We start from the raw sequence: 16,344 nt of genomic DNA, 5'->3' as shown, positions 1-16,344 counted from the left end.
GCATGACCGGGCTCTTCAGCGAAGTCTTTCTCAGCGCGCTGCTGTTCGGCGCCGTTACCGCGGCGATCCCGCTGCTGCTGGCCGGCCTCGGCGAGCAGATGTCGGAAAAAGCCGGCGTGCTCAACATCGGCATCGAAGGCATGATGCTGGCCGGTGCCTATCTCGGCTTTGTCGGCGCCTTCTATTCCGGGTCGCTATGGCTGGGGTTCCTCACCGGTGCCGCCGGCGGCGTCGCGGTGGCGCTGATCATGGCGCTGCTTTGCGTGCGCATCGGGCTGAACCAGATCGTCATCGGCATCGCGCTGACGCTCGGTCTCGAAGGCCTGACGGCGCTGCTCCACCATTTCCAATTCTCGCGCAGCTACCCCCGCCTGCCGGCGGCAGACGCCACCGTCATTCCGCTGCTGTCGGATATTCCTGTCATCGGACCCGCCTTCTTCAAGCATCACCTGATCGTCTATCTGGCGGTCGCGCTGGTGTTCGCCATGGGCTACCTCTATCGGCGCACGCAGCTCGGCCTCAATTTGCAGGCAGCGGGCGACAAGCCGGCCGCGCTCGACGTCGCCGGTATCGACGTCATCAGGACCCGGACCATCGCTGTGCTGACGACCGGCGCACTGGCCGGGCTCGGCGGCGCCTACCTCGCCAATGTCGGGGCCGGGCTGTTCATACCGTTCATCACCAATGGTGCGGGCTTTCTCGGCATCGTGCTGGCCATGCTGGCGCGCGGTCGGCCGATCTGGGTGCTGTTCGGCGCGTTGCTGTTCGGCGTCTGCCTGTCGCTGACGACGGCCATGCAGGTGGCGGGCATCAACATACCGACCGACATCATCCAGATGCTGCCATTCCTGGCGGTGATGATCATGCTGGTGCTGTTCGGCCGGCGGGCCAGCCTGCCGGCCGCACTTGGCATTCCATACGAGCGCGGCGCGCGCTGACGACAATCAGATGCGCGGACGGGAACCGCGCCAAAACAGGAGGCAAGAATGTCGGATACCAAGGTCTACCTGCTCGACGGCGGCTCGCTCGTTCTCGACGGCTATCATGTGTTCTGGAACCGCGGTCCGGGCGGCGAAGTGCGCTTCCCCGTCTATTCGATCCTGATCGAACATGCTGAAGGTCGTTTCCTGATCGACACAGGCTACGACTACGACCATGTCATGAAAGTGCTGCCGTTCGAGAAGCCGATCCAGGAAAAGCACCAGACCATTCCCGGCGCGCTTGCGCTGCTCGGCCTCGAGCCCAGGGATATCGACGTCGTCGTCAACTCGCATTTCCATTTCGACCATTGCGGCGGCAACAAATATTTTCCACACGCCAAGAAGATCTGCCACCGGACCGAGGTGCCGCAGGCGTGCAATCCGCAGCCTTTCGAGCATCTCGGCTATTCCGACCTGAGCTTCTCGGCGGAGGCGGCCGAAGCGCGTGGCGCGACCGCGCAACTGCTGGAAGGCACGACGCGTGCCAACTCGACCTTCGAGGGCATCGACGGCGACATCGAGCTTGCCAAGGGAGTCAGGCTGATCTCGACGCCCGGCCATTCGATCGGCCATTACAGCCTGCTGGTCGAGTTCCCCAAGCGCAAGCCGATCATGTTCACCATCGACGCCGCCTACACCCAGAAGAGCCTTGAAACGCTGTGCCAGGCGGCCTTCCACATCGACCCGGTGGCAGGCGTCAACTCGATGCGCAAGGTGAAGAAGCTGGCCGAGGACCACGGCGCCGAGCTGATGTACTCGCACGACATGGACAACTTCAAGACCTACAGGACCGGCACGCAATTCTACGGCTGACCGCCGCCAATCCGGAGACAAGATGATGCGCTATCCCGAACACGCCGATCCGGTCATCACGCTGACCGCAGGGCCGGTTAACGCCTATCCAGAAGTGCTGCGCGGCCTTGGTCGTACGGTGCTCTACGACTACGATCCGGCATTCCAGCTCTTCTATGAGAAAGTGGTCGACAAGGCGCAGAAGGCGATGCGGCTGTCGAACAAGCCGGTCATCCTGCATGGTGAACCGGTGCTCGGCCTCGAGGCGGCGGCGGCGTCGCTGATCACACCGGACGACGTCGTGCTCAACCTTGCCTCGGGTGTCTACGGCAAGGGTTTTGGCTACTGGGCGAAACGGTACTCGCCGCATCTGCTGGAGATTGAAGTGCCCTACAACGAGGCGATCGATCCGCAGGCGGTCGCCGACATGCTCAAGGCGCATCCGGAAATCACCATCGTGTCCGTCTGTCACCACGACACGCCGTCCGGCACCATCAATCCGATCGACGCCATCGGCGCGCTGGTTTCGGCGCATGGCGGCTATCTGATCGTCGATGCGGTCTCGTCCTTTGGCGGGATGAAGACGCATCCCGAGGATTGCAAGGCCGATATCTATGTCACCGGCCCCGGCAAGTGCCTTGGCGCGCCGCCGGCACTGACGATCATGGGCGTCAGCGACCGCGCCTGGGCCAAGATGAAAGCCAACAAGGCAGCCCCCCGCGCGTCGGTGCTGAGCATCGTCGATTGGGAAAACGCCTGGTCGCGGGACAAGCCGTTCCCGTTCACGCCATCGGTGGCCGAGGTGAATGGTCTCGACGTTGCGCTCGACCTCTATCTCAACGAGGGACCTGAGGCTGTATGGGCACGTCACGCTCTGACGGCAAGGGCCATGCGTGCGGGCGTCGTCGGCATGGGGCTGTCGATCTGGGCCGCGAGCGACACAATCGCCTCGCCAAGCACTACGGCCGTGCGCACGCCCGACGGTATCGACGAGAAGGCGCTTCGCCAGGCCGCGCGCGCCCGCTACGGCGTGGTGTTTTCGTCGGGCCGCGGCGAGACATTGGGAAAGCTGACGCGCATCGGCCATATGGGGCCGACCGCCCAGCCGATCTATGCGATCGCCGCACTCACGGCCCTTGGCGGCGCCATGAACGCGGCCGGCCAGAAACTGGCCATCGGCAAGGGCATCGAGGCGGCGCTGGCCGTCATCGACGCCGACGCCTGAACAGACACCATCGGATCACGGATTGAGGGAGTATTTTCATGACTGAACGACTTGCGGGAAAGACGGCCCTGGTCACGGGTGCCGCGCAGGGTATCGGCAAGGCGATCGCCGCGCGGCTTGCCGCCGACGGGGCAACCGTCATCGTCAGCGACATCAATGCCGAAGGCGCCAAGGCGGCGGCCGCGGCGATCGGCGGAAAGGCCAGCGCGATCGCCGCTGACATTTCCGATCCGGCATCGGTCAAGGCACTCTTCGCTGAAATCCAGGCGCTGACCGGTGGCATCGATATTCTGGTCAACAATGCCAGCATCGTCCCGTTCATCGCCTGGGACGATGTCGACCTTGACCATTGGCGCAAGATCATCGACGTCAATCTGACAGGGACCTTCATTGTCACCCGCGCCGGCACCGACCAGATGCGCGCGGCAGGCAAGGCCGGACGGGTGATCAGCATCGCCTCCAACACCTTCTTTGCCGGCACGCCGAACATGGCCGCCTATGTCGCGGCCAAGGGCGGCGTCATCGGTTTCACCCGGGCGCTGGCCACCGAGCTCGGCAAATACAACATCACCGCCAATGCGGTGACGCCTGGCCTGATCGAGAGCGACGGCGTCAAGGCGAGCCCGCACAACGAGGCGTTCGGCTTCGTCGAGATGCTGCAGGCGATGAAGGGCAAGGGCCAGCCGGAACATATCGCCGATGTCGTATCGTTCCTGGCGAGCGAGGACGCGCGCTGGATCACCGGCCAGACGCTGAATGTCGACGCCGGGATGGTCAGGCACTAACAATGCGACCGGCGGCCGTACTATGGCCGCCTTGTCGCACTTGCCGGGTCAGGCTGCATATCTGGCACTCACGCCTGGTTGCCTCGACCACTGGGCATACCAGCTGTCGAATAATTTGAGCTGCGCCTCGGCATAACCGCGCTGGCTGTCGCTGAGCACGTCCGTTTCGTTAAAGTGCAACTCGTATTCGGGAGCTCCCTTCAGCACCATCATATGCTTGAAGTAGAGCACCAGGTCGGGGCCTTCGTCGAAGGAGGACAGCACGCCAAGCGCGGCGTCCAGTTCCAGTGCGCGCTGGCGGGCCTCGACGTCGCCCTTGGCCGCCGCTTGGCTCAAGCCCACGAGGTGCAGCACCTCCTTCGGCAGGACGTTGCCGATGCCGGTGATGGCGCCGGACGCACCGCAATTGACGAAACCGTGGAAGACGGCGGTGTCGACACCGATCATCAGCGCCACCTCATCGTGGCGGCTGGTGATGTTTTCCGCCGCGTAGCGCAGATCCGACGGGCCGCCGAACTCCTTGAAGCCGACCAGGTTCGGATGTTCGGCGCGCAGGGCAAAGAACAGCTCGGCGCGCGTGGCAAAGCCGTAATAGGGGCTGTTGTAGATGACCGCGGGCAGGTCGGGCGCGGCCGCCAGGATCGCCTTGAAATGGTTGCGCTGCGCCGTCACCGAGGGCCCGCGCGACAGAACACGCGGGATCACCATCAGGCCCCGGGCGCCGACCTTCTGGGCGTGCGCCGCATGCGCCACGGCCTTGGCTGTGTTGACCGCGCCGGTGCCGACGATCACCGGTACGCCGGCCTTCACCAGGCGCTCGACGCCCTCCATGCGCTGCTCGTCGGTCAACAGCGGCCAGTCGCCCATCGAGCCGCAATAGACGACGGCCGACATGCCGGCCGCGATCAGCTCGCGTCCCTTGCGCACCAGCGCGTCGAAGTCGGGCTGGCGGTCCTGCGTGCACGGTGTCATCAACGCCGGCATGCAGCCGGAAAAAACATTAGAGGTCATTTCGGATTCTCCTTGAGGCTGGCACGCAGATTGACCAGTTTGTCCCGAGCGGCATGGCTTGCCAAGCAAAATAGTCGTGGCCGACAGGGATCAACGCAGGAACAACAATGCGCACCAAAACCAGCATTCATGTCGTCGGCTGCCATGCCGAAGGTGAAATCGGCGACGTCATCGTCGGCGGTGTCCTGCCGCCGGCGGGTCGCACGATGATGGAGAAGATGATCACGATGGAACGTGATCATGACCATATCAGGCGCATGCTGATCTGCGAGCCGCGCGGCAGCGTCGCGCGTCACGTCAACCTGCTCGTTCCCTCGACGCGCGAGGATTGCGCCGCCGGCGCCATCATCATGGAGCCGACGGAATACCCGCCGATGTCCGGTTCCAACACCATATGCATCGCCACGGTGCTGCTCGAGACCGGCATGGTGCCGATGCAGGAGCCCGAGACGCGCTTCAAGCTCGACATGCCGGGCGGCGTCATCGAGGTGCGCGCCGAATGCCGCGACGGTAGATGCGTCTCGATCACCTTCCGCAACGCGCCCGCCTTTGCCGAACGGCTCGACGCCGCCATCGAGGTCGAGGGGCTTGGCACGCTCACGGTCGACATCGCCTATGGCGGCATGTTCTACGCCATCGTCGATGCCAAGGCGCTCGGCTTCTCGGTTGTCCCCGACGAGGCTCGCGAGCTGGCGGTGGCCGGTGAGAAAGTCCGCCGGGCCGCGCGCGAGCAACTCGATGTCGTCCATCCCGAATTCGACCATGTGCGCGGCGTGTCGATCGTGCAGTTCGCCATGCCGTTCCAGGGGCCGGGCAACGTCACGCGCAACACCTGCATCGTCTCGCCGGGCCGCTCGGACCGCAGCCCAACGGGAACCGGCACGTCGGCCCGCATGGCCGTCCTGCAAGCCCGGGGCTTGATGGGCGTAGGCGATGTATTGATCCATGAATCGATCATCGGCTCGCGCTTCACGGGCAGGATCGTGGAGCTGACGGAAATCGGTGCCCGCAAGGCGATCGTTCCGGAGATCACCGGCCGGGCCTGGATCACCGGCGAGCACAGCTACTATCTCGATCCGACCGATCCTTATCCCCAGGGCTACGTGCTGTCGGATACCTGGGGCACCTCCACCTCGGTAAAGCAGTAGTCAGAGCCGGCCGTCTCAAGCGTCGGCAATTCGCTGGACTGGCGAGTTCCCGCCAGCGAGAATGGCCGCAACGGCGGCATCCGTCACGTTCGCACTTGGTGAGAATTCGCGCATGAACATAGATGGTATCTGCGATCCGCGCTTTGGCGCTGTGCGCGAGGCATTCGCCGCGTGTTTCGACCAAGGGCTGGAACATGGCGGTGGTGTATCCGTCGTCGTCCACGGCAAGACCGTCGTTGACCTGTGGGGCGGCCACGCGGATGCCGCACGCACCCGCCCGTGGCGGCAGGACACGCTGATCAATGTCTGGTCCTCCACCAAGGGCGTCGTGGCGCTGGCGATCGCGATGTTGGTGGAGCGCGGTAGACTGGACTATGCCGCACCAATTGCCCGTTACTGGCCGGAATTCGCGGCCGGCGGCAAGGAACGCATCACGCTTGATCAGGTAATGTCGCACCAGGCCGGGCTGAATGGTCTTGCCGTGCCGATGGACGAAGCGGGCCTGCTCGCGTGGACGCCTTTTGTCGATGCGCTTGCGGCCATGTTGCCACTATGGGAGCCCGGCAGCCGCTGTATCTATCACGCCCTTACCTACGGCCATCTTGCCGGCGAAGTGCTGCGACGCGTCGACGGGCGAAGCATCGGCCGCTTCATCGCGGAAGAGATCGCAGGCCCGCTCGGAGCCGACTTTCATGTCGGTCTGCCGGACCGCGAGGATTTCAGGGTCGCCGAGATGATTGAAGGTCCGAAAACTTCGGACTGGGTCGAGTTTGTCCGCGCCTCGCCATTTCCCCATGCAAGCGACAATCCAGTGCCCCGTGCATTGGCCCCCAACGACCGCGCCTGGCGCGCTGCCGAAGTGCCGGGCGGCAATGGCCAGTCGACGGCGCACGCACTGGCGCGTATTTACGGCATGATGGCTGCTGGCGGTGTTTGGGAGGGCAAACCTCTGATCGGCCGCGCGGCAATCGAGGCGGCAGTGCGACCGCGTTTTCGCGGTATGGATGAAAGCTTTGCCGCGCCGGCCGCCGTCGCTGCCGGCTATCAGATTGAGGATCCGGTCTATGCCGGCCGCGCGTCGCCGCAAACGTTCGGCCACACCGGCTGGGGCGGCGCGATCGGCTTTGCCGATCCGGGTGCCGGCGTCGGTTTCGGCTACGTCACCAACCGCATGCTGGGTTTCGACGACATGGACCCGCGCCGCAAGCTATTGATCGACGCCGTTTACGACTCGCTCTGAACGGGTTTGTTTGAACAGGTTTCTACGGGTCGCCGCCGTCGACGCGGCTTATGGCAAATGCCGTCCACTTCGTCATGTGGTAGCCAAGGTCGAGTGTTCCGCCATCGACCGTGTAACTGCCTTCAGTACGAGGATGCAGGATGCGGCGTTCCGTTCGATTTTATCGATCCAAATTCGTTTCGCTTCGAGGATGAAGAGCTTGCAGGTGCCGACAGGCGACCCGGCACCCGATATCGGCAAGACGATCGCCAAAAAGGGACGCGTTGATTTCGCGCGCTGTGCGCATGAATACCTCGGAGGTCCGCCGCCCTTGACGCAGAGGTGGAAGCAACCCGGCCGGTCTACCCCGGTTCCGTCTCGTCCATCATCTGCTTGACGGCATCGGCCGCCTTGCTCATCTTTGCTTCGTCCGTGGCCCAACCCGCGAAGCGTTCCAGCAGGGTGGCGAACGTCACCAATTCCTGTTCATCCCATTGCGCCAGTGACCCGGCGAAAATTCGCCATTTGGTCTGACGCACCGCCGTCACCAGGCGCTCGCTCCTGGCGGTGAGTTTGAGACAAATGCGTCGGGCATCGAGTTGCGATGCGACGCGGACGGCGTAGCCGCGCTCGACGAGGTCGGCACAGATGCGGCTGGCGCGGGATGGGTCGATCCCCATGCGCTCGGCGATGATGCCGACCGTCACCTCGTCCCGTGGAGTGTCGCCGACGCTGAGTGCGATGATCGCATCGAGATGGCTTACTTCCAGCGAGGGATCGATGCGGGCCAGGATCAAACGGCCGAAGTCCCGGCGCTGGATCGAGCGGCGCACCTTGGTCATCACCGCATCGATGGCGGCGACGGCGTCGGCAGCCGCTTCGGACAGGCCACTGCCGCGCGCCAGATCCGCGAGGTCCTGATCGCCGTGCGTTTGACACAGGGAGGAAAATCGGTCCGGATCGCCTGGCTCGGTATCGTTGCTGCTCATATCCCAGCGCGCTAGCAAAAATATATGCGGATGTCAATTATGTGCTGATAGCATATATTTGATATTGACATATATCTGCCCTGGGCACATAAACCGCGCCCAGTCTCGGAGATATCAATGACTCTCGACTCGACCCTTCCAGATGCGGCGCCGTTAGACGCCGAAGCCGGACCCGGCTTGACGACATTGATCGTCTATTTCGGCGCGCTGATTGCCATGTTCATGGCCACCATCGACATGCAGATCGTCGTCACCGCCTTGCCGACCATTGCCGGCGAACTCGGCAATCTGCATCTGTTCGGCTGGGTCGGCGCCGCGTATCTGCTGTCGACGGCCGCGGTCGCGCCGTTCTACGGCAAGCTCGGCGACATGTATGGCCGCAAGAACGTGGTGTTGACGGCGATTACCTTGTTCCTGCTGGGGTCTCTGGTCTGCGGCATGGCATGGTCGATGGAGAGCCTGATCGCCGCGCGTGTCCTGCAAGGTATCGGCGGCGGCGGCCTGATGGTCTCGGCCTTCGCCATGATCGGCGAACTGTTCGGGCCGCGCGATCGCGCCAAATATCAAGGCTACAGTTCGGCGGTGTTCGCGCTGTCGTCGGTCCTCGGTCCTTTGGCTGGCGGCTATATCACCAGCCTGTTCGGCTGGCGCTGGGTGTTCCTGGTCAATCTGCCGATCGGCATCGTCGTGCTGGCGATCCTGGCATTCGCCATGCGCAGCCGGTTCAATGAGAAGAGGCACCGCATCGACTATCTCGGCGGCTTGCTGCTGGCCATCGGCACCACGGCAATCGTCTATTGGGGCTATCATGTGCTCGACCCCGCCGGGCCGGATCTGCTCACCTTCGTGCTGCCGATCGTCGCGCTGGCGGCAATCGCTTCGTTCATCCTGGTCGAGCGGCGGGCGCAGGAGCCGATCGTGCCCTTGCGGCTGTTCGGCATTTCGACGGTCCGCGTCGTCACCGGCGTGTCGGTGGTCGCCGGATCGGTGACGCTGGGCATGTTCTTCTATTTCGCGCTCTATATGCAGACGTTGACTGGGCTCAGCCCGGCCGAAGTCGGCTTCCTGTTCCTGCCGGCTTCCCTGACCTCGATGGTCATCTCGATCGTGGCCGGGCGGGTGATTGCCGCGACCGGTCGCTACAAATGGATGCCGGTGGTGGCGATGGGGATTGGCGGGCTGCTGATGATAGGTTTTGTCTTCATCACGTCGCACACGCCGATCTGGGTGCTGGCGGTGATGATGGGCCTGTTCGGCATCAGCATGGGCCTGCAATTCCAGGTGCTGATCGTGGCGATCCAGGCCGCCGCGCCGCTGCAGGATATCGGCGCGGTGACCTCGCTGATCACCCAGGCGCGGACGATCGGGGCATCGCTGGGATTGGCGCTGAACGGCGCGGTGATGACCTGGGCCCTGAACCGGCAGACATCAGAGCTTCCCGCCGATGCCGCCGCGCTGCTGCCGGACGGCCTGACCGGACTGACCCCGCATCTGGCGTCAAGCATGCCGGCTGCGATCCGCGACGTGGTGCTCAGCCACTATTCCAGTGGCTTCAACGTCATGTTCCTCTGGGTGGCGGCGCTCTACTTCGTCGCCATGGCGCTGACGCTTCTGCTCGAGGATATCCAGATCCCCAAGCGGGGCTGAGCCCGAGCATCCCGGCGCGGCATCGGACGGGAGCATCGATGACTATCAGTTGTCGGTCAGCGACAGCGCGCGGGCGCGTTCGCGCAGCAGGTCGAGCAGATGGTTGCGCCGCGGCTCCGGCGTGTCGATGGGCAGCACGAAGCAAAGCGTCTTGCTGATGGCGCCGTTTCCATCGCGGATGGGCGCGGCCATGCACCAGGTGAAACGGTCGGCCAATGCCGCGGTCTCGCTGTAACCCTGCCGGTGCGCCGTGGCGACATCGGCGAAGAACTCGGCCGGCGCGATGACGCGGCCGTCGGGCAGCGTGTAGTCGCCGGGCGGGATGAAATCGCGCAGCTCCTGCTCGCTCATATGGCCGAGCAAAAGCCGTCCCGATGCCGTCCAGGGGATCGGCACTTCGACGCCGACATCGCTCGAGATGCGGAACGGGCCTGGCGAGTCGCGGCAGTCGAGCACGACATATTTGTTGCCGCGCAGGCCACACATCTGGACGGTCTCGCCGGTCTCCACGGCCAACCGGTCGAGGGTCTCGATGATGCGGCGGTAATGCGCATTGTGATGCGAATAGGCCCAGCCGAACAGATGCATCGAGCGGCCGAAATAGACGTAGCCTTCAGCCCCGACATTTTCGAGCATCTCGGCCTCGAGAAGGCTGTTGACGATCTCGTAGGTGGTCGAGCGCGGCGCGCCGATCATCTTGGCGATGTCGCCGACACGCATCGGAGCGCGGTGCTTCAGCAGCGCCTCGAGCAGCATGATGACGCGGTCGATGCCGCGCCGCCGCTCGCCGGGGCGCGCATCCTTGCCGGGGTCCGTCTCGATCAAATCAGCCACGCCATCGCTCATGCCAGCCGTCCAAAAATCATTTCGGTCCTCGTCTCAAGACGCTTGAAAGATGTCAAGGCTCAGTCTAGCATCCCTTTTGTCCGATATACAGGTATGATGTCTGAAATACCGGACAAACTAACGAGCCTGACGCAGAAAGTCCTGACGAAAAACAGACGGTTTCCGAGCTCGGCGACCGGCGGGTTTGCTCGTCCCGACCCCGCACGTCCGGACATAACCTCAGAAGGGAAGAGTCATGATGAAATCGTCGTTTTTCGCATCCGCCAGCGCCCTTTGCCTCGGTCTCGTGCTGAGCCTGGGCGCGGGTTCGCAGGCCAATGCCGCCGCCAACTGCATCAAGGGCGACCGCAAGGCCCCCTACACGATCGGCTGGGCCAACATCTATTCGGTGCCGACCTGGATGAAGCAGACGCAGGGCACGATCGAAGCCGAGGTCGAAACGCTGAAGAAGCAGGGGCTGGTCGACAAGCTGGTCGTTACCGACGCCCAGGGCGATGCCAATGTGCAGATCCAGCAGATCCAGTCGATGATCGATTCCAATGTCGACGCCATCATCCTGATCGCCGGCTCCTCGACCGCGCCGGCGCGCGTTCTGGCGGACGCTTGTGCCAAGGGCATCGCCATCATCAATTTCGACAGCCTCGTCGACACGGACAAGGTGACCGCCAAGGTCAACACCGATTCCTCGCAGTGGGGCGACCAGGCAGCCAAGTTCCTGATCGACGCCATCGGCGGCAAGGGCAAGATCCTGATCCTCAATGGCCCGGCTGGCGTCTCGGTCAGCGACGACCGGCGCAAGGGTGCCGATGCCGAACTGAAGGCCCATCCCGATGTGAAGGTGCTTGCCGAGACCAACACGCCCTACAATGTCGCGCCTGCCCAGGAAGCCGTGACCAGCCTGCTCTTCGCCAACCCCGAGATCGACGGCATTCTGTCGCTCGGCGGCGCGCTGTCGGCGGGTGCGGTTCTGGCTCTCGACAAGCAGGGCCGCGATCAGGTGCCGATCACCGGCGAGAACGCGCGCCAGTTCCTCGAACTGTGGAAGGAAAAGGGCCTCAAGAGCTGGGCCACCATGCAGCCGAACTGGCTTGGCGCCTTCGCCACCTACACCGCCGTCCAGGCGCTGGAGGGCAAGGATGTGCCGGCATTCGTCAAGATCCCGCTGCCGGTGATCGACAATTCCAACATCGACGAATATCTCGCCCGTGCCAAGGATTTCCCGGCTGACGGTTACATCTATTCGCCCTACGATGAGGAGCTGTTCAAGAAGCTGCTGGCCCAGAAATAAGCCTGAAGGGTTTTAGCATTGGCAACCATGGCTCCGCTGCTCGCGGCGCGGGGGGTGTCGAAGTCCTTCTTCGGCAACCCCGTCCTGCGCGACGTCTCCATCGTTCTCCAGCCGGGCCGCGTGCATGCGCTGCTCGGCGAGAACGGCGCGGGAAAGTCGACGCTGATCAACCTGCTGTCCGGCGCTCTGCGCGCGGACGGCGGGACAATCGAGGTCGACGGGCACGCGGTGGCGCGCATGACGCCGGCGCTTGCCCGGCAGGCGGGCATTGCCGTCGTTCAGCAGGAACTCAGCCTGACGGCCAGCCTGTCCATTGCCGAAAACATCGGCCTCGGCGCCTATCCCAGGCGGTTCGGCCTGATCGACTACACCGCGCTTGCCGCCAGGGCCAAGGCGGCGTGTGAACTGGTTGGGCTGCACGAGCCGCTGTCGACGCCTGTCGGGCATCTATCACTTGGCCGCCGGCAGATGGTCGAGATTGCCAAGGCGCTTTACCGCAAGCCGCGCGTGCTCATCCTCGACGAACCCACTTCGTCGCTGTCGTCGACGGAGACGAAAATCCTGACCGACCTGCTGGAACGGCTGCGCGGCGAAGGCATCGCCATTCTCTACATCTCGCATCGGTTGAACGAAGTGATGGCGCTCTGCCAGCATGTCACTGTCCTCAAGGATGGCATCTGCACGGCGGACCGCTCGCTGGCGGGAACCGATGCCCCCGGGCTGGTGCGCCTGATGGTCGGCCGCGACCCCGGCGATCTCTTTCCGCAATGGCAGACTTCCAGGTCTCCGGCCGACGCCATCTCAGTCCGCAATTTTTCGGCCGGCCTGATGCGCGACGTCGATCTCGACATCAGGACGGGCCAGGTGCTGGGCATTGGCGGCCTGGTCGGGCAGGGGCAGGAGGATCTGCTGCTCGGACTTTACGGCGCGATTCCAGCCAGGATCGCATCGGCGAGCGTCAACGGCGTCCCGGGGCTGCCCGGCGGTGTGCCGAAAGCCAATGCGCTTGGACTTGCCTATGTGCCGGCCGATCGCAAGCGTGAAGGCCTGCACCTGATCCATCCCATCATCACCAACATGATGCTGCCCGCCTTCGCCAGACTGCCGGCGTTGAAGCTGCGCAGCCGCCGGGCCGAGCGCGAGACGGCCAGGGGCCTTGCCGCCCAGCTCGGCATCAAGGGCGATCTCGCCCGAGCGGCGCAGGCGCTCTCCGGCGGCAACCAGCAGAAGGTGGCGCTGGCGAAATGGATGCCGCACGACCCGCTCGTGCTTCTCCTCAACGACCCGACGCGCGGCGTCGATGTCGAGACCAAGCGCGAAATCTACCTGATGCTTCGCGCCTTCGCCGCCGCCGGCAAGGCCGTCGTGCTGCTCAGTTCCGACACGCCGGAACTGGTGCATCTGTGCGACCGCGTCGCCGTGGTGCGTGACGGGCGCATCGTTGCCACGCTGGAGCGCGGGGCGCTGAGCGAGGAGACTATCGTTTCAGCGGCGATGGGCGCCGAGAACCGGAAGGTCGCGGCATGAGCACGGTTTCCTCCGCAAGGCCAGCTGGCGCGCTCTACTGGCCAGTGCAGATGCGCCGCAACATCGGCGTGCGCAGCCTGTTCATCGTCGTGCTGGCGTTTCTCGTTGCTTACGGCGTTCTGTTCCCGGGCCTGTTTTCAGCTTCCGGCTTCGCCAAGTTCACCCAGAGCTGGTTCCCGCTGGCCCTGGTCGCGATGGCGCAGGCGATCCTCATGCTGACCGGTGGCATCAGCCTGGCGATCGGCGCCACCGTCAGCCTTGGGGCGGTCATCGCCGCCACGACGATGGCCGGCCCGCTCGGTGTCGCCGGCGGTGCCGCCGCGGTGGCGCTGACCGGTCTCGGCATCGGCGCGGCGACCGGCTTCATCGTCGTCAGGCTTCGCCTGCCGGCAATCGTTGTGACGCTCGCGGGTTCCTTCATCATCGGCGGCGCGGCACTGCTGGTCCTGCCGAGGCCCGGTGGCGCAATTCCGACGTGGCTGTCCGACCTGCTCGCCGGCAACACGCCCGCGGCCTTCATGCTTTTGGTGATGATCGTCTTTCTGTGGAAGCTCTATCTCGCCACCCCGCTTGGGCTGAGCCTCTATGCCGCCGGCGAAAATCCGGTCGGCGCCTATCGCTCCGGCGTGCCGGTCGATGCCGCGCGGATAGCGGCCTATGCGATCAGCGGCTTGCTCTCGACGGGTGCCGGCCTGTTCGTCGCCGCGCAGACGGGATCGGGAGATCCGGTCATCGGCGCGGCCTTCACGCTGAACTCGATCGCCGCCGCCGTGCTCGGCGGCATCGGCTTCCTCGGCGGGCAGGGCACGATGCGTGGCGCGCTCGCCGGCAGCCTGCTGCTCAGTCTGATGATCAGCGTCATGTTCTTCCTCGGCTTCACCCCGGTGGCGCAATATGTCGCCCAGGGCCTCATCATCATTGGGGCGGTCGCCATCCCGCAATTCCGCAAGGTGCAGCAATGACGGCATGGAATGAGAGTGCAGGCGGTAAACGCGCCTTGGCGATCCTGCGCAGCCGGCCGTTCCTGACCGTTGTCATCGTCGCTGCCGTCTGGATCGGGGCCAGCTTCGCCTCGCGCGGCTTCGGCGCCTATGGCCATCTGCGCTATCTGGTCGAACTCGGCGCCGTCATCGGGCTGGTCGCCGCCGGCCAGACCTTCGTCGTGATCGCCGGCGGCATCGACCTTTCGGTCGCGGCGATCGTCACCGTCAGCGCCATCAGCCTGCCGCTGCTGTCGTGGCCGGCTGATCCCACCGGGCTTGCTTCCGTCCTCGCGGTGCTTGCGCTGACCACCGTTATCGGCGCGGTTAATGGGCTCGGCGTGGCGTTGCTGCGCGTTCATCCGATGATCATGACGCTGGCCATGGCGACCTTTCTGCAGGGCCTGCTGATCATCATTGCCGGCGGCAGCGCCGTGACCGCCGAAAATCCCCTGGTGTACTGGCTTGGCAATGCGCGGCCGGCCGGCATTCCCGCCGGCATTGTCCTGTGGGTCATCGTCTCGGCGATTGTGCTGACGATCATGCATGCGACGCCGTTCGGTGCACGCATCTTCGCCATGGGTGCCAATCCGCTCGCCGCTTCGCTGTCGGGGGTGCCGGTGGCTTCGACGACGCTCGCCGTCTACGGCATCAGCGGCTTCACCTCGGGCCTCGCAGGCGTGCTCGTGCTGGGCATGAACGGACAAGGCTATGTCGGGATCGGCGATCCCTATCTTCTGGCTTCGATCGCCGCCGTGGTGCTTGGCGGCACCTCGATCCTCGGCGGGCTCGGCACCTATGCCGGCACTATTCCGGGCGCGGTCCTGCTGGTTACGATCACCGCGCTGATCACCGTCGTCAACGCATCGCCCGGCTGGCGCAGCATCCTGTTCGGGTCGCTGATCCTCGGCCTGCTGCTGCTTTCAGGACGTGAGCAGGCTCGCCGATGACAGCTCGTCCAGCCGGTAGATCCGTTTTGCATTGCCGAAGAACAGGGCTGTCTGCTCGTCCGCGGAAAGGTCCGCCGCAATGGTCTTGAAGCCGTCATATATGTCATCGAACGAAGCGTGCAGGCCGGCGACCGGAAAATCGCTGCCGAACATGGCGCGGCCGCTGCCGAAGCAGTCGATGCAATGCAGCACCACCGGCCCCAGGCTGTCGAGCGTCCAGTGATGATCATAGGCGACCAGGTCGGAAATCTTGATGGCGACGTTCTCGTGGCGCGCCAGGTTTCGCAACCCTTCGCGCCAGAGCAGCATTCCATCGGCATCGCGGTCGATCGGGCTGCCGCAATGGTTGAGGACGAATTGCTGGTCGGGAAAAGCCGCCGCAAGCCGTGCGGCATCGGCAAGCTGGCGCGGGAACACCATCAGGTCGAAGGCGAGCCGGTGGGCGCCAAGCAAGGCCAGGCCGGCGCGCCACGCCGGCTCGTCCATGATACCGTCGCGGGCGGCGAAGCGCCGGGCCGGATCGGGGTCCCAGCTCAATATGTCGCGCACGCCGACGGTGCGATCGAAGCCGGCCTGTGCCTCGATCAGCGCCGGCGCCTCAGGGCTCGCCAGCGGCACGTGGACGACATAGCGGGCTGCCACGCCGCGCGATTTGTCGAGCGTTTCCAGCCAGCGCGTCTCGCCGACGCAATCATCGCTCGCCCAGCCGGCTTCGACATGAACGGTGGCAACGACATTGTGCCTGGCCGCGTCGCGCGAATAGTCCTGCGGAAGATAGTTGCGGCGCAACGGTCCGAGTTCGCCCAGGCCGCCGCGCTCGCCGGCGGTCGCCGCCAGCCACGGGTGCCGGCCAAGGCCGAGATCCCAGAGATGATGGTGGGCATCGACGATCGGTCCGGCATAGGGTTTCGGCACGGAATTCTCTCATGGCATGACCGGAGCCGGAAGTCGGCTCGG

At 64.6% G+C, this 16,344-nt stretch carries 15 protein-coding genes; 11 read left to right on the top strand and 4 right to left on the bottom strand.

All coding sequences use genetic code 11. The annotated features are described in order from the left end of the window. The first annotated feature begins 2 nt into the window (after positions 1-2). Genes AC1D05_RS19850 through pldH form a run of 4 tightly spaced genes read left to right on the top strand, consistent with a single transcriptional unit; the run spans position 3 to position 3,782 of the window. Entirely contained in the window at positions 3-938 is a 936-nt protein-coding gene (locus AC1D05_RS19850; RefSeq protein WP_172233674.1) for a putative B6 ABC transporter permease subunit 1, read from the top strand. 48 nt (positions 939-986) lie between these two features. Then, entirely contained in the window at positions 987-1,793 is an 807-nt protein-coding gene (pldA, locus tag AC1D05_RS19845; protein ID WP_477443182.1) for a 4-pyridoxolactonase, read from the top strand. Positions 1,794-1,818: 25 nt separating this feature from the next. Then, positions 1,819-2,997, top strand: coding sequence for a pyridoxamine--pyruvate transaminase (ppaT, locus tag AC1D05_RS19840; protein WP_477443350.1), 1,179 nt, complete (start codon positions 1,819-1,821; stop codon positions 2,995-2,997). A gap of 38 nt (positions 2,998-3,035) precedes the next feature. Next, positions 3,036-3,782, top strand: a complete 747-nt coding sequence (pldH, locus tag AC1D05_RS19835) for a pyridoxal 4-dehydrogenase, SDR-type (protein ID WP_477443180.1) — start codon at positions 3,036-3,038, stop codon at positions 3,780-3,782. Positions 3,783-3,830: 48 nt separating this feature from the next. Here pldH and AC1D05_RS19830 read toward each other — a convergent pair whose 3' ends face one another. Beyond that, positions 3,831-4,793, bottom strand: coding sequence for a dihydrodipicolinate synthase family protein (locus AC1D05_RS19830; protein ID WP_477443178.1), 963 nt, complete (start codon positions 4,791-4,793; stop codon positions 3,831-3,833). Between the two features lie 107 nt (positions 4,794-4,900). Here AC1D05_RS19830 and AC1D05_RS19825 point away from each other — a divergent pair, with 107 nt between their 5' ends. Both AC1D05_RS19825 and AC1D05_RS19820 read left to right on the top strand, forming a co-directional pair. Further along, positions 4,901-5,941: a proline racemase family protein gene (locus AC1D05_RS19825; protein ID WP_477443176.1), complete on the top strand. Its 1,041-nt coding sequence runs from the start codon at positions 4,901-4,903 to the stop codon at positions 5,939-5,941. A 112-nt stretch (positions 5,942-6,053) separates the two neighbouring features. Continuing rightward, on the top strand, positions 6,054-7,181 hold the full coding sequence (locus AC1D05_RS19820) for a serine hydrolase domain-containing protein (protein ID WP_477443174.1): 1,128 nt from the start codon (positions 6,054-6,056) through the stop codon (positions 7,179-7,181). 341 nt (positions 7,182-7,522) lie between these two features. Here the strand turns inward: AC1D05_RS19820 and AC1D05_RS19815 are convergent, their stop codons facing one another. Then, positions 7,523-8,149, bottom strand: coding sequence for a MarR family winged helix-turn-helix transcriptional regulator (locus AC1D05_RS19815; RefSeq protein WP_477443172.1), 627 nt, complete (start codon positions 8,147-8,149; stop codon positions 7,523-7,525). A 117-nt stretch (positions 8,150-8,266) separates the two neighbouring features. Between AC1D05_RS19815 and AC1D05_RS19810 the strand changes: the two genes are divergently transcribed. After that, positions 8,267-9,796, top strand: coding sequence for an MDR family MFS transporter (locus tag AC1D05_RS19810; protein ID WP_477443171.1), 1,530 nt, complete (start codon positions 8,267-8,269; stop codon positions 9,794-9,796). Positions 9,797-9,841: 45 nt separating this feature from the next. Here AC1D05_RS19810 and AC1D05_RS19805 read toward each other — a convergent pair whose 3' ends face one another. Further along, positions 9,842-10,642 carry an IclR family transcriptional regulator gene (locus AC1D05_RS19805; RefSeq protein WP_477443169.1) on the bottom strand — a complete coding sequence of 267 codons (801 nt, stop codon included), beginning with the start codon at positions 10,640-10,642 and terminating at the stop codon, positions 9,842-9,844. Between the two features lie 235 nt (positions 10,643-10,877). Between AC1D05_RS19805 and AC1D05_RS19800 the strand changes: the two genes are divergently transcribed. Genes AC1D05_RS19800 through AC1D05_RS19785 form a run of 4 tightly spaced genes read left to right on the top strand, consistent with a single transcriptional unit; the run spans position 10,878 to position 15,387 of the window. Next, positions 10,878-11,930 carry a substrate-binding domain-containing protein gene (locus AC1D05_RS19800; protein WP_477443167.1) on the top strand — a complete coding sequence of 351 codons (1,053 nt, stop codon included), beginning with the start codon at positions 10,878-10,880 and terminating at the stop codon, positions 11,928-11,930. A gap of 27 nt (positions 11,931-11,957) precedes the next feature. Next, positions 11,958-13,457 (top strand): sugar ABC transporter ATP-binding protein, encoded by a 1,500-nt coding sequence (locus AC1D05_RS19795; RefSeq protein ID WP_477443166.1) that lies wholly within the window; start codon positions 11,958-11,960, stop codon positions 13,455-13,457. After that, positions 13,454-14,419: an ABC transporter permease gene (locus AC1D05_RS19790; RefSeq protein ID WP_477443164.1), complete on the top strand. Its 966-nt coding sequence runs from the start codon at positions 13,454-13,456 to the stop codon at positions 14,417-14,419. The genes AC1D05_RS19795 and AC1D05_RS19790 overlap by 4 nt, the downstream gene beginning before the upstream one ends. Next, positions 14,416-15,387: an ABC transporter permease gene (locus tag AC1D05_RS19785; protein ID WP_477443162.1), complete on the top strand. Its 972-nt coding sequence runs from the start codon at positions 14,416-14,418 to the stop codon at positions 15,385-15,387. Before AC1D05_RS19790 ends, AC1D05_RS19785 begins: the two co-directional genes overlap by 4 nt. Here the strand turns inward: AC1D05_RS19785 and AC1D05_RS19780 are convergent. Continuing rightward, positions 15,361-16,302 (bottom strand): amidohydrolase family protein, encoded by a 942-nt coding sequence (locus tag AC1D05_RS19780; RefSeq protein ID WP_477443160.1) that lies wholly within the window; start codon positions 16,300-16,302, stop codon positions 15,361-15,363. The two genes, AC1D05_RS19785 and AC1D05_RS19780, sit on opposite strands and share 27 nt — an antisense overlap. Positions 16,303-16,344: the final 42 nt, after the last annotated feature.

This window comes from Mesorhizobium sp. P2_E9, assembly GCF_056403815.1.
The sequence above is the reverse complement of the archived record's forward strand: the minus strand, read 5'-3'. Positions and strand labels throughout refer to the sequence as shown.